The 14,099-nt window shown below is 39.7% G+C and carries 14 protein-coding genes and 1 pseudogene; 2 read left to right on the top strand and 13 right to left on the bottom strand.

Annotated elements, in window-relative coordinates; all coding sequences use genetic code 11:
- Positions 1-24: 24 nt before the first annotated feature.
- The 4 genes and pseudogenes from thyA to lgt all read right to left on the bottom strand — a co-directional run bounded on the left by thyA (position 25) and on the right by lgt (position 2,666).
- A complete protein-coding gene (thyA, locus tag KTJ10_RS08640) occupies positions 25-867 on the bottom strand; it encodes a thymidylate synthase (RefSeq protein WP_017482022.1) in 843 nt (280 codons plus the stop codon).
- Between the two features lie 143 nt (positions 868-1,010).
- Positions 1,011-1,398, bottom strand: a pseudogene (locus KTJ10_RS08635) (hypothetical protein); the annotation flags it as partial.
- Positions 1,399-1,407: 9 nt separating this feature from the next.
- Entirely contained in the window at positions 1,408-1,767 is a 360-nt protein-coding gene (locus KTJ10_RS08630) for a hypothetical protein (protein ID WP_262441797.1), read from the bottom strand.
- 80 nt (positions 1,768-1,847) lie between these two features.
- On the bottom strand, positions 1,848-2,666 hold the full coding sequence (gene lgt, locus KTJ10_RS08625; protein ID WP_213385075.1) for a prolipoprotein diacylglyceryl transferase: 819 nt from the start codon (positions 2,664-2,666) through the stop codon (positions 1,848-1,850).
- 93 nt (positions 2,667-2,759) lie between these two features.
- Here lgt and KTJ10_RS08620 point away from each other — a divergent pair, with 93 nt between their 5' ends.
- The gene (locus tag KTJ10_RS08620) at positions 2,760-3,539 is read left to right on the top strand and encodes an NRDE family protein (protein WP_262441796.1); all 780 of its coding nucleotides are present in this window, start codon (positions 2,760-2,762) and stop codon (positions 3,537-3,539) included.
- Between the two features lie 49 nt (positions 3,540-3,588).
- Here the strand turns inward: KTJ10_RS08620 and KTJ10_RS08615 are convergent, their stop codons facing one another.
- The 5 genes from KTJ10_RS08615 to KTJ10_RS08595 all read right to left on the bottom strand — a co-directional run bounded on the left by KTJ10_RS08615 (position 3,589) and on the right by KTJ10_RS08595 (position 9,550).
- Positions 3,589-5,781, bottom strand: a complete 2,193-nt coding sequence (locus KTJ10_RS08615; RefSeq protein WP_262441795.1) for a PhoX family protein — start codon at positions 5,779-5,781, stop codon at positions 3,589-3,591.
- Between the two features lie 205 nt (positions 5,782-5,986).
- On the bottom strand, positions 5,987-7,939 hold the full coding sequence (locus tag KTJ10_RS08610) for a PhoX family protein (RefSeq protein ID WP_086265048.1): 1,953 nt from the start codon (positions 7,937-7,939) through the stop codon (positions 5,987-5,989).
- A 175-nt stretch (positions 7,940-8,114) separates the two neighbouring features.
- A complete protein-coding gene (gene tatC / locus KTJ10_RS08605) occupies positions 8,115-8,885 on the bottom strand; it encodes a twin-arginine translocase subunit TatC (protein WP_033849475.1) in 771 nt (256 codons plus the stop codon).
- Positions 8,882-9,319 (bottom strand): Sec-independent protein translocase protein TatB, encoded by a 438-nt coding sequence (gene tatB / locus KTJ10_RS08600; protein ID WP_002114889.1) that lies wholly within the window; start codon positions 9,317-9,319, stop codon positions 8,882-8,884. Before tatB ends, tatC begins: the two co-directional genes overlap by 4 nt.
- A 12-nt stretch (positions 9,320-9,331) precedes the next feature.
- Positions 9,332-9,550, bottom strand: a complete 219-nt coding sequence (locus KTJ10_RS08595) for a Sec-independent protein translocase subunit TatA (RefSeq protein WP_002114991.1) — start codon at positions 9,548-9,550, stop codon at positions 9,332-9,334.
- 254 nt (positions 9,551-9,804) lie between these two features.
- Between KTJ10_RS08595 and KTJ10_RS08590 the strand changes: the two genes are divergently transcribed.
- Positions 9,805-10,680, top strand: coding sequence for an AEC family transporter (locus KTJ10_RS08590; protein WP_262441794.1), 876 nt, complete (start codon positions 9,805-9,807; stop codon positions 10,678-10,680).
- 210 nt (positions 10,681-10,890) lie between these two features.
- Here the strand turns inward: KTJ10_RS08590 and rdgB are convergent, their stop codons facing one another.
- From rdgB to KTJ10_RS08570, 4 genes are all read right to left on the bottom strand, one after another.
- Positions 10,891-11,517, bottom strand: a complete 627-nt coding sequence (gene rdgB, locus KTJ10_RS08585; protein ID WP_125518863.1) for an RdgB/HAM1 family non-canonical purine NTP pyrophosphatase — start codon at positions 11,515-11,517, stop codon at positions 10,891-10,893.
- Between the two features lie 174 nt (positions 11,518-11,691).
- Positions 11,692-12,279 carry a tetratricopeptide repeat protein gene (locus tag KTJ10_RS08580; protein WP_005804213.1) on the bottom strand — a complete coding sequence of 196 codons (588 nt, stop codon included), beginning with the start codon at positions 12,277-12,279 and terminating at the stop codon, positions 11,692-11,694.
- Positions 12,276-12,869, bottom strand: coding sequence for a methionine biosynthesis protein MetW (gene metW, locus KTJ10_RS08575; RefSeq protein WP_001217230.1), 594 nt, complete (start codon positions 12,867-12,869; stop codon positions 12,276-12,278). The genes KTJ10_RS08580 and metW overlap by 4 nt, the downstream gene beginning before the upstream one ends.
- Positions 12,869-14,029: a homoserine O-succinyltransferase MetX gene (locus KTJ10_RS08570; RefSeq protein ID WP_002114709.1), complete on the bottom strand. Its 1,161-nt coding sequence runs from the start codon at positions 14,027-14,029 to the stop codon at positions 12,869-12,871. The genes metW and KTJ10_RS08570 overlap by 1 nt, the downstream gene beginning before the upstream one ends.
- Between the last annotated feature and the right edge of the window lie 70 nt (positions 14,030-14,099).

The raw sequence follows: 14,099 nt of genomic DNA, 5'->3' as shown, positions 1-14,099 counted from the left end.
AATCTAATGAAATTTAAGCCGTCGTTATACTGCAACTGGTGCTTTAATTGCAGGATGTGATTCATAACCTACAATTTCAATATCTTCAAATTTGAAATCAAATAAATCGGTTATTTCTGGATTTAGTTTCAATTGGCATAGCGGTAAAGGCTCACGGGTCAATTGAAGTTTAGCTTGTTCAAAATGGTTGGCATAAAGATGCGTATCACCACCAGTCCAGACAAAATCACCTACACCTAAACCGCAAACTTGAGCAATCATATGGGTGAGTAGGGCATAACTCGCGATATTAAAAGGTACGCCTAAAAACACATCGGCACTACGTTGATAAAGCTGACATGACAATTTGTTATCTTGTACGAAAAATTGGAAGAGCGTATGGCAAGGCGGTAAAGCAACTTGTCCAGCTTCATTCGGGTTCCAGCCAGAAACAATTAAACGGCGTGAATTTGGATTGGTTTTAATTTCATTAATTAACCATTTAATCTGGTCGAAACCATCTTGGTTATAAGAGCCGTCTGCATTTTTGGTTGCGCCGAAATTACGCCATTGATGACCATAGACTGGTCCAAGTTCATGCTCTGGACGTCCAAAGCGAGCAGTTTGTTCTGCGGTTGCCCATTCATCCCAAATTGAAACTTTATTGTCTTTTAGATATTGGACGTTGGTGTCACCTTTTAAAAACCAAAGTAACTCAATCACAATCGAGCGGAAATGAACTTTTTTTGTGGTGAGTAAAGGAAAACCTTTAGAGAGATCAAAACGCATTTGATGACCAAATACAGAACGGGTTCCTGTGCCTGTACGGTCGCCTTTGTCACCGCCATTATCAAGGATATGTTGTAGTAGGTCTAAATATGCACGCATAACACTCTCGAGTTCGGATTAATTCCATAAAATAGAAGGGAGATAGCTCAGAAGATAAATAATTACTCAATAGAGCTGCTTCATCATGAACCACTGAAGATGATACCTGTTGTAGCTCAAGATGAAAATCTAAAATTAGTTCTAAGATATTTTTGCTGAATGTGTTTAGTTAAATCTTTTAGCTCGATTTTGATAAATCGAGACAAGAAAAAAGCCAACTAGTACAAAGCCTAAAGCTTGTATGAGGTGAATCCATTTATGCTGAACAGGGAGCAAATACATCAAAATAATAATGATCAAAATAGGATAGATTTTGATTAAAATCCTCAAGCCCGATTTGCCTGATGTGTTGTTTGAAAGTTTAGTATTCAAGTAATGCCCAATATGTAAACCAAACCCGAAAATAAGGCTGAGTATTGTATAAATAGGGGATAAGTGCTGAACTTGATTGGCTGCATAAACTGCAACACAAACAACAATAATGAATATAAGTTTGATATGACGTGGTGCGTTGTACCAATAAGCCAGCATATATTGAGCCTATTTATTAAAAAGTGATTGAGGTGAAAAAATAAAAGCAGCAAGCGCCATAAAAGCGATTCCTTGCACACCCCAGATCAGCAAGTTCGGCATTGTTTTTACAAAAATAAGTGCAAATAAAAGAGCGATAGGAATCCAAGTCAGCAGGCGGTAAAGTAGGCCAGTTGGATTTTTCTGAGCAAAATGTAATTTAAAATAGCGGCAGATTAAAAAGATAACACCCGTGCCAGTAAACATTAAAATCGTATCTAAGGGCAAAGGCAGGTATTGATATAGCCCAATACAAATAGCCAAAGTAATAATTAAAATCACTAATTTTTTAAATGTCGGGACTTGTGTGTCAAACCAGAATTCCAGCATGGCATATCTTCATTTTTAGGAGAGTAAAAACTGTAGCATAAAAAAGAAAAGAGGAGCCGAAACTCCTCTGATTTATCATATTAACTGTTCTTTTGTGGACCCCAGTCATAAATTTTCTTTTGGTAGGCATACCACATCATCCAAAGGCCAATCAGCAACATTGGAACGGTAAGGATCTGACCTTTAGTCATCCAGCCAAACAGAATAAAACCTTGATCGGCATCTGGTTGACGGAAGAATTCCATTACAAAACGTGCAACGCCGTAGCCCATTAAAAATAGAGCAGAAACAGCCATACGTGGACGTGGTTTTGAACTAAACCACCACAAGATAATAAATAGGATTAAGCCTTCACAAATTGCTTGATAAATTTGTGATGGATGGCGTACCAGTTGTAATGGATCAGTTGGGAAGATCATACCAAATGGATAATTTGGGTCAGTTACTGCACGACCATATAACTCCCCACCAATGAAGTTACCAAATCGCCCAAACATTAAGCCAGTCGGTACACATGGGGCAATAAAGTCGAGGGTTTGGAACCATGTTTTTTGGTATTTTTTACACCAAAATAACATCGCAATCATGACGCCTAAAAAGCCGCCGTGGAAACTCATGCCGCCTGTCCAGACTTGAAATAGCCAAATCGGGTTTTCGAGAAATTTATCAAACTCATAGAACAGGACATAGCCGATACGACCGCCCAGAACGACACCTAAAGCACCGTAAAACACCAGATCGGAAACCATGTCCGATGTCCAGCCATCACGCTGTTTGGCACGGTAGGAGGCAAGTCCCCAAGCGCATAAAAATGCCAATAAATACATGAGTCCATACCAATGGACTTGAAGAGGTCCTAGATGTATTGCGACCGGATCGATATTAGGATAGGTCAGCATTGCTGCTCCTTGATCTTACGTTTTGACAGATTGTAGCGGAATGATGTGAAAAATGTTGTACATTCAATGTGTAAAGATAGGGAATAAGAAAAGATGTGTATTGTGGCTTTAGCATGGCATGTTCTGGATGATATGCCCTTATGTCTTATGTCAAATCGGGATGAGTTCTACCACCGACCAACAGCTTTATTGCATCAGTGGCAACACACACCAATTATTGCTGGGCAAGATTTACAGTCGGGTGGTACTTGGATGGGTGTAACTCCTCAAGGTCGATGGGCTGTGTTAACCAATTTTAGGGATGGGCGAGATCAAAAAACATATGAAACTTCTCGGGGGCACTTAGTTCAGGCTTTTTTAGAGTCTGATTTATTGCCGATTCGATTTGCTAAGCAATTAGAACAGCAGCAACAGAACTTCGCTGGCTTTAACCTGTTTATGGGAAATGCTGATCAAGCAGTTTATATGAGTAATCGTGGTGAAGCACCGCAAGTATTAGCCAATGGTGTTTATGTGGTTTCGAATGGCTTAATGTCTGAACATTGGGAAAAAACCAGACATTTAAGAACACGTTTTACGCAAGAGTTTTTGCCTATGCTTCAGCACCAGACGGAAGAGTTAACTTTGCAACACGCTGCATGGGATATTCTTGAAGATGAACGTAAGGTCACAACTGCATTATTACCCAATACGGGCATTCAGCCAGAAATGGAAGAGTTATTGTCATCGACTTTTATTCAAAGCCCTGTGTATGGCACACGTTGTTCAAACTTTCTAAGAATGACCAATAATGAATGGCTTTGGCTGGAAAAGACTCAGCAAGGCGAGCATAGTGGGCAAATTGTTCAGCAGCAGGTTCTCTTAAATCGATGATAATAAAAATGCCGATCAATCGACCGGCATTTTCATAGTTATAAACGAATTAGCCCGCGATCACACCGCCATCTTTACGGGTAATCACAACAGTTGCTGAGCGTGGGCGCGCAGTTTTGTTGTTTGGATCTTTCTGGGTTGCTGGCCAGTTACTTGTTGGGGCATCATATTTTTTAGACTTTTCCCCAGGGTGTTGAACATTAATGAAAATTGCTTTGTGGTCTGGAGTCATCGCAATACCTGTAATTTCACACTCTTTGGGCCCAACAAGGAAGCGACGTAGCGTTTCATCTGTTACTTTAGCACCCACTAAAGTTTGCTGACCATTTGACGTAGTTGCAGTAGTACCATCTCCAATCTGGCCTGGTAACGCAGCAAGCATCATACAGTTAGTGACATCAGTGTATGCGCCATCATCTGTTTGAATCCAAAGTACACCACGTGGGTCAAACCACATACCATCTGGAGATGACAAATCATTGTTGTCTGTCAGACCCGATAAGTTAATGTTTGAAGCCATAGATGCTTCTGCACCAAACAGATAGATATCCCATTTGAAGGTTTCAGCAGTGGTTTTGTCATCAGTTTCTTTAAAACGGATGATATGACCGTTTACATTACCTTTTTGTTGCTCTTCTTTACCTTTGATATCTGTGTAATTACGTGGGTTAGCTGCATCGGTTGGGTAGCTTGAACCACGATTCGAGTTGTTAGTTAGAGTGACATAAATTTCGCCGTTCACTGGATTAACTGTACACCATTCTGGGCGATCCATTTTTGTAGCGCCGACGGCGTCACCCGCCAAACGTGCAAATGTCACAACATCCGCTTGAGATTTAAATGGGTAGGTGGTGTTGCTTTCATTTAAACCATTTTTGCCATAAGCAAGTTCAATCCATTGACCTGACCCATCATTATTAAATTTGGCAACATACAGCTTACCTGCGTTCATATATTTGTCACCAGTCGTATAACCACCATTTATATCCTTAGCATCCCAAGCAGCCGTTGATACAAATTTATAGATATACTCGCCAGTTGAGTCATCGCCCATATAAAATGCTAATGGTTGACCTACTACGGCACGACAAGCACTGTCTTCATGTGCAAAACGACCAAGTGAAGTACGTTTAACTGGATTTTGACGTCTATCAAATGGATTAATCTCAACCATCCACCCGAATGTATTTGGACCGTTACGATAGTCTTGGGTAGCTTGTGCAGCATTTACGTCGGCATTCCAGCGGTCATATAAGTCTTGTGACTCTACTTGACCAATTGCTGTTTCCCAGCCGTAACGTGAACCAGATCCTGCTTTTAAGCCATAGCGTTTCAGTGCAATAATTTCTTCTGGAGTACGTAACGCGTCATCAGTCGTACTACGAGCAAAGTAACCAATAAAGTTTTCTTCGGTAGTTAAGTATGTGCCCCAAGGGGTATGACCATTACCACAGTTATTATGGGTGCCACGTGTTTTACGGGCAGTCGGTGAGAAGCGAGTTGCAAGCAAGCCAGAACCAGCTGCTGCACCTGCAAAATTCATTTCTGTTGATGCTGTAATACGGCGGTTAAAAACAGAACTTTTATCAATTACTACTTTTTGAGTTATTGGATCTTTTTTAATGTGAACAATAGATACGCCATGTGCATTTGTTTCACGAATCACTTCATCTTCAGGGCGGCGTCCATCAACTTTTGTTGGACCTTTTGGGTGAAGGAAGGTCTGGTTGATATATTCGTGATTCATCACCAATAAGCCTTCAGCTGAAACATTCCCATCAAATTTGTCTGTTGAAGTATTTAAACCAAAGAAATGCATGCCGTCATGGCAGTCACCAGAACGTAAAAGGAAGCTTGGGCCAGATGGAATATTGTTGTCATCCCATTCGCCAATATCAGGGTTGATTGAATCACCTAAAGCATAAATGACATTGGCTTCATAACCTTCAGGCACTGTCACAATATCATGTAAATTTTTAGCAACTGGGGTAAATGTGAGTTTTTCTGGTTTTTTATTTGGATCTACAGGTGTAGTTCCGCCATTGTTTGAACCTGAATCATCATCGCTATCATTACAGCCTGTTAAGGTAGAGGCTAAAGTTAGCGCTACAGCACCACTTGCTGCTTTAGTAATTAAACTACGGCGACTGATGTGTTGTTCTAAGATGTCGCGGAAGTGGATATTGTCAGAAGTATTATTATCCAATTCTTGGTCTTCATGATATGGCGTCAGCTCTGTCATGGGAAATTCCTAAGTAAATAAAGAGATTGTTCTAAAATTCTTCATGAGCTTAGTTTGTGAATGTGACGAGGCGTTGACGTTTTGATGATAAGTTAATGAAAAGTTCTGTAATTTTTCATTTAATTTTCATAAAAAGTAAAAGCTGAATGTAAAAACATTAAAGCTGACCTTAGCCAGCTTTAATGTTTAAAGAGGTTATGAAAAATTATTTAGTTGTGATTGAAGGGGCAATTGGGTCGGCTGTAATATAGCCGACGTTAGCACTATAACCATTATTGTAATTTTGGTTAATTAATGCCTTAACATCCTCAGGTACACTACTACTATCGCCTGGATGTTGGAAGTTGCTCATGATGTAAGTCCAACCGTTGATTGAATCTACAGCATGTAAACCTGTTGACTCTGCACCTGCTGGTGTAGAAAGTAAACGTGTTAACTCTTTGGTATCTACATTGTATGCCCACAAGAAGTTGTTCACGTGGTTACCTGAGTCTTCACCAATGAATAATGTGCGTAAAGTTTCAGAGAACTTCAGATTGTCTGGGCTAGCAATTTTGTCTGGGTTCGCTGTATTACCTAAACTATCTTTCGTAGCAAGATCTTCACCCATGAGTAGCATATATGAGTAAAGAGGAACCCACTCACTATTGATTGCACTGCCTTCATTGTCTGTAAAGCTATTACCTAATTTATGTGCAAGTACGCCACCAGCAGTAATTTTTTTAGAGAATGCGACATTATGTCCAGCGACATAACCTTTACCGCCAATGACCATTGAATCTTGAATATTAGCTAAAGCAGAGTACGCAATTTTATCTTTAATATTTACGTTAGTACCTTCCATCTTGGTAAACGCCATACTTGCACCTTTTAGTGCTGCATAACGATGTGTTTCCAAGAAAGCGGCCGCTTTTTCCATACCTGGTTTAAGTTTGACCCAAAGCTGTTTCTTTGCCAAAGTGATTTCAGTATAACTAGCATCATTTGGGTTAGTTGTTAAACTTTCCATGATGTCAGTTGATTTAATCCCACCAGCAACTAAATCCTCAATTTCTTTACTAGTCGCATGGCCAAGTTTGATCCATTGAATGCTAGCAGTTGAGGTTTCAGTTAGAGTATTAATGTATTTAGCAACATAGAGCGTACCTGCCGATAAATCTTTTTCTTTATCAGCAACGAACATGAAGAAACCACCGTTGGTGTAGTCATCTCCCATAAGCGCTGTACGGTTGTCTGGCATAACATGGATAAGTTCGTGAGAAATACGACCTAAACAATAGTGCTTTTTAATGCTACCCGTACCATCAAGGTTAACTGTTACTTCTGGCAAATGACCGTAGTTATAAGGGTTTGCTTTAGTTTCATCACCAAAGAAGTATTTACCAAGATATTTTGGATCTGTACCGCCAATGCCTTGATTGAATGCATCTGGTTCGTATTCTTCACTTGATAAGTGAGTGTTCCAAGGTGATAAGCTAGCACCGCAAGTAATCCATAAACCGTGTACTGGTGCAGTATCAACGTTGAAGTATTTTTTAAGTTCTAGGTGACCTGTTTTTTGGTCTTGATCCAACGTTAAAATTGCGATTGGAGATGGTAGTTGACCGTAAGTATCGCCACCTGCTTGGTCTTTAGAGTTATATTCAAATTGAACAACATGGAACACAGGATTTGCTACACCTTCAACTTTCGCACCTTCTAATTGAATTAGAGATGAACCATCTGGACAGTCTGAAAAGAATTGACGTTCTTTGCCAGCAATTGATTTATCCATAATTGGATTGCCATTAACATCAAAATAACCACCCGCGATAATTGTTCCACCACCGTGCTTTGGTACGCTATCACCTGTTTTAAAGAAGGGTTTATAAGCGAGTTGGTATTCAGTACTGGTTGAATTTTCCCAATCAATTTTTAATTTAGAATTCACTAAAGTAGTTGCGCGATCTGCTGCAGTTGTTGGCGCTGGCATTGCTGTGAATTTTGCATTTTTAAATTTGCTTGGTTGTGGTGTTGGAGTGATTGCTGAACTGTCATCACTATCATTACAACCTGCTAACGTTGCTGCCGTAGCCATCGCTCCTAATGGTAGAAAAGGAATCCCCGAAAACCATTTTAAAATTTCGCGACGCGTTGGTTGAGTAGAAGCAGTTGTCATAAGAAATCCGTAAATTTTGTGGGTATATTTGTTGAGTTGATTCTATGGACTGAAAATGACACTTTTCTTACATTTTTAAGTCACTTTGAAGACAGTTTATTGCTTTGTAGAATAAAAAGTGTTCTACATAAAAAAGCCTGAACTTCGAGGTTCAGGCTTTTTCTTAAAAATCATTTTATTCAGCAGAATGGACTTTTCTTTTCTCAAGAATTTTACCAAAGAGTAGGCCAAGTTCGAAAAGCAACCACATTGGAATTGCTAACATTACCATTGAAATTGCATCTGGTGGTGTAATAAACATCGCTACAAAAAAGCATCCAACAATGATAAAACGTCGCTTTTCAGCAAGGCTTTTTGTATTTACCACACCGATTAAAATAAGGAGTAGCGTCGCGATTGGAATTTCAAAAGTCAGTCCAAAAACTAAAAATAGCTTTAAGCAAAAGCTTAGGTAGCTATTAATATCCGTCATTGGTGCGACAGTTTCAGGCGATACACTAATAAAGAAATGTAAAATTGCCGGAAGGGTAATGTAATATGCAAAAGCAACGCCCGCATAAAACAAGACAATACTACCGATGAGTAATGGCAGTGCTAAATGACGTTCTTTTTGATAGAGTGCTGGACGAACAAATGACCAGATTTCATAAAGAATAAATGGCATTGCCAGCACAAGTGCGACAAATAAATTGAGTTTAAAAGGCGCCATAAAGGTTGCAGTGACATCTGTTGCAATCATTGACGAGGAGGTTGGAAGTTGCAGCCTCAAAGGTTCAGATAGTAATTGGTAAGTATTATTTCTAAAAGGTAATAAGCAAAAAAATAAAAATAAGGTTACTCCGACAATCCTAAATAAATGACGTCGTAAAACGACCAAATGGCTCATGATTGGCATTTGGTCTAAATTTTCCTGATTATTTACAGTGGTTGAAGGCAGTTGGTTCATACGGCAATCTTCAATTTAACAGGTGATGTCTCTGAAATATCAGTTGATGATGCTAAAGGCATAAATTTTCTAATGTATGGGACTTTATAATGGCCTGATATAGGAAGACATATCCGAATAGGTTGGGGCACTGATTTGGTTGCCTCAGCCTTATCTATATTTTCAGAAATATTCTGCTTTTGAATTTCTTCAAGCTGTTGTTGTACTTTACGTTCTAGTGCTTCAATGCGGTTGAGTTCTTCTTGCATCTCTTTTCGAAACTCAGAAAGACGCAACTCTTGATCAATCTCATTTTGCAAATTGGTAATATAACGTTTTAGGCGAACATACCAACGACCAGCAAAGCGTGCAGCTTCTGGAAGTTTATCCGGACCTAAAACTAAAATTGCAATAATTGCAAAACAGAGTAGCTCTGTCATTCCTACATCAAGCATGGTCGAAAACCTTTAGCTTTTTACTGATGTGCTGTCAGGTGTTTTGACTTGGGCATCAATTGTACGTGGAGTATTAAGAGCAGTAGTCTCATCTTCTTCACGAACTGATTTTTTAAAGTCTTTTACTGCCCCGCCTACGTCTTTACCGATATTTTTTAATTTCGACGTACCGAATAATAAAATAACGACAATTGCAAAAATAACGACATGCCAAATAGATAAACCGGCCATGATCTTATACCTCTTTTCAGTTTGCTTTATATCAACAGGTTGCCATGACAGGAATGTGACATTTATATGTCATTTTTAAGACAATGAATGGCTGCCAAAATCTAAAAAGTTAATTTTATAAACTGCATATCTCCTTTTTTTTTATTTATACATAGTTTGAAAAGAGTCACTTAAATTACTTGAAATGGAGAGTACATTTCATTTTGAAAAGGTGTAGCATAGCAAGCTGATTTTAATGAGCAAGAGGAGAGAGCGTGGCGCTACTACTGCCTGTATTGGCATTTATCACAGGACTTCTACTTGCTCAGACTTCCATTGCAGAAACCATAAAACCTATTCTTTCAGCTTGGCTTGCCCGCTTACTGATTCCAATTGTTATTATTTACAACATGGTATTTTATCAGTCAGGTAGTTTGAGTTTAATGCTGTTTAGTTTCGGTTCAGCATTTCTTATTTTCTTTGCCTATTTAGCTCTATTTAAAGACAGGTTATTAGCGCTTTGCGTGAGTTATACCAACATGGGGTGGCTAGGCTTTCCCTTTGCCATGGCTTTATTTGGCCCTGATGCTACGGCTCCTATTGTGGCCTTATATATTGGTATGTCTCTTTTTGGAAATGCATGGGCTGTTACGGCAGTCACCACTGCACCACAAAGTAAACTCAACATATTAAAAAAGGTTTTAACTTCTCCACCATGTATTTCAATATTTTGTGCACTTTTACTTAGGTCGTTAGGTGCTCAACATATCGAGCATCCTGCTATACATTGGGTATATGAAGTTGCCAAGTTTGTCATGACTTTTGCTGGTATGTGTGTGCTGGGAATGTGGCTACGCCGTACTCGTGTGCATTTGAAAGACTTAATTTACAGTACAAAAGCTCAAGCATTTAAAGTAGTGTGCGGATTTATTCTCTGTGGCTTAACTTATAGATTTTTACCCATTCCAAATATCAGCCAGCAAATTGGAGTGATGTTTTTAATGTTCTGTCTGCCGCCAGCTGCCAATATTGTAGCACTAGAAACACATTACCAAGGGACGGGAAGATCTGCTGCTTATATTGCTTCGGGGACGATTGTGAGTTGTGTGTGTATTGCGATTTATGCTGTTTTTTTGCATTTTTATTTCTAAGAAAGATGATTAGATCAGACGGCCTTTGAATGGTGGTTATATGCTTATTTTGTGTATGTAGGCAATATTTACTTTTGTTTCGTCAAAAGTAACAAAACCATTTGTCGAACTGACGACACATCCTTGATGTCGCAGTTCGACAGGCGACATCCATGTCGCCTAGCACGATAGCAAATGGCTTTAACGTTAAACTAAAACCGATATAAAGTTTTATTTCTGCAAGCTCTCTCTAAATAACTGCATCGCTTGTCCACGATGACTAATCTTGTTTTTGTCTTCTTTAGACAATTCAGCGCTAGAAACTTGTAGCTCAGGCAACCAGAACAGTGGGTCATAACCAAAGCCATTTTCGCCACGTGGCGCTTCTAAAATTTCGCCGTACCAGATGCCTTGGAAAATTTGTGGTAATGGGTCTTCCGCATGAGTGACTAAAGCAAGTACACATACAAACATACCTTCAATCGCTTCACCATTTTTACGAAATGGCAAAAGGTCATTTAATAATTTGGCATTGTTCGCTGCATCGTCACCATGCTCTCCAGCATAGCGTGCTGAGTAAATACCAGGTGCGCCGCCTAAGACTGGTACACAAATACCAGAGTCGTCAGCCATAGCAGGTTTACCTGAAATTTTAGAGGCATGGCGAGCTTTAATAATGGCATTTTCAATAAAGCTTAAACCATCTTCAATTGCATCAGGAATATTAAGGCGACCTTGAGGAATAATTTCTACTGGTAACTTAAGCTGTTCAAAAAGTTTTTCAAACTCTGCGACTTTACCTTTGTTATTGCTGGCAAGAACTAAACTGCCCTGATCAAACCAATGTGGGGTAGACATAATAAAACCAAACTTTATAGCTAATATCGAACGTGAGTTATGTTACGTGTTTTTTAAGAGGGGATATAGAGGGAAATAAATAGAATATAAAATGGGACAACCTAAACTAAAGCCACCTTGTAGAGCATACAAGGTGGCTTTAGTCGAGTAAGGTTTTTTACGGATGAACCGTTATTATTGTGCTTGAATCCATTTGTCCGCACGGTCACGTGCTGTACGGATTTGTTCTTGAGTTAAGTTTGCTGCTAGAGCAGTTTTCTTACCTTCAGATAAGCTAATCACTTTATTGTCGAGCATGCCATCACGAGTTGAAAGCTCATACCATTGGTAAGCACCAACGTAGTTTTTCTTTTGCTCTTCCATCATCGCAAGGTTATAGCTTGCACGGTTATCACCATTGCTTGCTGCTTTTTCAAAGTATTTACGAGCCATAGACTCATCTTTTTTAACACCAATACCATCGGCATACATGCGGCCTACGTTTAATTGTGCTGGCGATAAACCTTGATCCGCTGCTGCTTTAAACCATGCGAAAGCCTGTTTGTCATCTTTTGCTACATCTTTACCATATTGATAGTGTGTACCAAGATAAAACTGTGCGCCTGCTTGACCAGCTTTTGCTGCTTTCTGAAGATCGTTAATCCCCATTGTTGAAAAACGTGCAGCCTGACTCGCAACCGATTGTGGCTGGGCGATATAATCTGCATGAGCCTGCATACTTAGCAGTCCTGCAAATAGTGTGCTAAATAATGTCTTTTTCATAGTGCACTCACTCGATAAATAGCGACTTCACCAAACAAATTAGGAACATGTTTGCTTAACAGGCTTCCCTGCTGATTTCCATTGACGGCGAGTCGATTAATAATTTGTATCTGATTTTCAGCACATAGTGCTTCGAAATCTTTAAATGTACATAAATGAATGTTGGGGGTGTTATACCACATATATGGTAGAGCATCCGATACAGGCATCATTCCTTTTAATGCAAGAAAAGAGCGAGTCTTCCAATGTGCAAAGTTTGGAAAAGTAATAATTGCCTGCTTACCCACACGCACCATGTCTCTTAATAAAACATCGGGTGCATCTACGGCTTGCAAAGCTTGTGCCATAACCACATAGTCGAAGGACTGGTCTGCAAAGCGGCTTAAGCCGAGATTCAAATCTTGTTGAATAATATTTAACCCGCGACTGACGGCAATTGCAATCTTTTCTTGATCAATTTCTAAGCCATAAGCACGAATTTGATGCTTTTGGCTCATATGAGCGAGTAATTCACCGTCACCACACCCTAAATCGAGTACGCTTGAGCCGGGTTTAATCCACTTTTCTGCCAGTTGTTGATCAATACGCATTAGCTTGCCTCCAGTGATGTCGATTTTAAGTGTTCTTCACCGCCTAAGAAAGCGCGCATGGTTTTGACATACAGTGGAATCGGGAATAAGAACGAGTCATGACCTTGTTCAGCATCAATGTCGAGATAACTTACAGGCTTATGATTGGTAATAAGTGCATCTACAATTTCTTGTGAGCGGCTTGGTGCAAAACGCCAGTCAGTTGTGAATGAGACAATAAGGAACTGGCATTTAGTTTTGCCCATTGCTTCAGTTAAAGAATGACCGTACTCACGTGATGGGTCAAAATAATCTAAAGCTTTGGTCATGATGAGATAAGTATTGGCATCAAAGTTACGGCTGAACTGTTCACCTTGATAACGTAAATAGCTTTCGACTTGAAACTCGACATCAAAACCGTACATAAATTTGCCAGATTTTAAATCACGGCCAAATTTTTGTTTCATAGCTTCTTCTGAAAGATAGGTGATATGACCGACCATGCGAGCCAGAATTAGTCCGCGTTTCGGATAACTATCATTTTCTAAATAACGGCCATGATGGAAGTCTGGATCAGACAAGATTGACTGACGAGCAACCTCATTAAATGCGATATTCTGTGCTGAAAGCTTTGGTGCACTGGCAATAATCACACATTTTTGTAGGCGGTCAGGGTAGTCTACGGACCATTGTAGTGCTTGCATGCCTCCTAATGATCCACCAACCACTGCATACCAGACATCTACACCCAAACGGTCAGAAAGCATGGCCTGAGTTTTAACCCAGTCGCGTACCGTTACTAATGGGAAATCAGGTCCATAAGGGCGATTGTCATTTTCAGGATTTGGTGAGGTCGGGCCAGTTGAGCCATTACAGCCACCAATATTATTGAGCGAAACTACAAAAAACTTATTCGTATCGATTGCCTTACCCGGGCCAATACAACTATCCCACCATCCAGCTTTTTTATCATCTTCGTGGTGATAACCTGCTGCATGATGATGTCCGGAAAGAGCATGACAGATTAAAATTGCATTTGATTTATCAGCATTTAAAGTGCCGTAAGTTTCGACCATTAGTTCAAAACGTGGCAAAACACGATCACATTCAAGGTGTAATGGTTCTTCAAATTGGAACTTTTGCGGAGTGACTAACCCCACTGAATCAGCTGGAAAAGACACGGGAACATTTCGCCTTTTAAATCTTTCAGGAATAAAAAGAAAGGATACCAAGCTAGGTATCCTTTCCAAA

The organism is Acinetobacter sp. WU_MDCI_Abxc222 (assembly GCF_025514755.1).
Taxonomy (GTDB): Bacteria; Pseudomonadota; Gammaproteobacteria; order Pseudomonadales; family Moraxellaceae; genus Acinetobacter; species Acinetobacter geminorum.
The sequence above is the reverse complement of the archived record's forward strand: the minus strand, read 5'-3'. Positions and strand labels throughout refer to the sequence as shown.

What these genes read in the sequence shown, in the direction of transcription:
- thyA (WP_017482022.1), bottom strand. Translation starts at nt 867, where the DNA reads ATGCGTGCATATTTAGACCTACTACAACATATCCTTGATAATGGCGGT.
- KTJ10_RS08630 (WP_262441797.1), bottom strand. Translation starts at nt 1,767, where the DNA reads ATGCTGGAATTCTGGTTTGACACACAAGTCCCGACATTTAAAAAATTA.
- lgt (WP_213385075.1), bottom strand. Translation starts at nt 2,666, where the DNA reads ATGCTGACCTATCCTAATATCGATCCGGTCGCAATACATCTAGGACCT.
- KTJ10_RS08620 (WP_262441796.1), top strand. Translation starts at nt 2,760, where the DNA reads ATGTGTATTGTGGCTTTAGCATGGCATGTTCTGGATGATATGCCCTTA.
- KTJ10_RS08615 (WP_262441795.1), bottom strand. Translation starts at nt 5,781, where the DNA reads ATGACAGAGCTGACGCCATATCATGAAGACCAAGAATTGGATAATAAT.
- KTJ10_RS08610 (WP_086265048.1), bottom strand. Translation starts at nt 7,939, where the DNA reads ATGACAACTGCTTCTACTCAACCAACGCGTCGCGAAATTTTAAAATGG.
- tatC (WP_033849475.1), bottom strand. Translation starts at nt 8,885, where the DNA reads ATGAACCAACTGCCTTCAACCACTGTAAATAATCAGGAAAATTTAGAC.
- tatB (WP_002114889.1), bottom strand. Translation starts at nt 9,319, where the DNA reads ATGCTTGATGTAGGAATGACAGAGCTACTCTGTTTTGCAATTATTGCA.
- KTJ10_RS08595 (WP_002114991.1), bottom strand. Translation starts at nt 9,550, where the DNA reads ATGGCCGGTTTATCTATTTGGCATGTCGTTATTTTTGCAATTGTCGTT.
- rdgB (WP_125518863.1), bottom strand. Translation starts at nt 11,517, where the DNA reads ATGTCTACCCCACATTGGTTTGATCAGGGCAGTTTAGTTCTTGCCAGC.
- KTJ10_RS08580 (WP_005804213.1), bottom strand. Translation starts at nt 12,279, where the DNA reads ATGAAAAAGACATTATTTAGCACACTATTTGCAGGACTGCTAAGTATG.
- metW (WP_001217230.1), bottom strand. Translation starts at nt 12,869, where the DNA reads ATGCGTATTGATCAACAACTGGCAGAAAAGTGGATTAAACCCGGCTCA.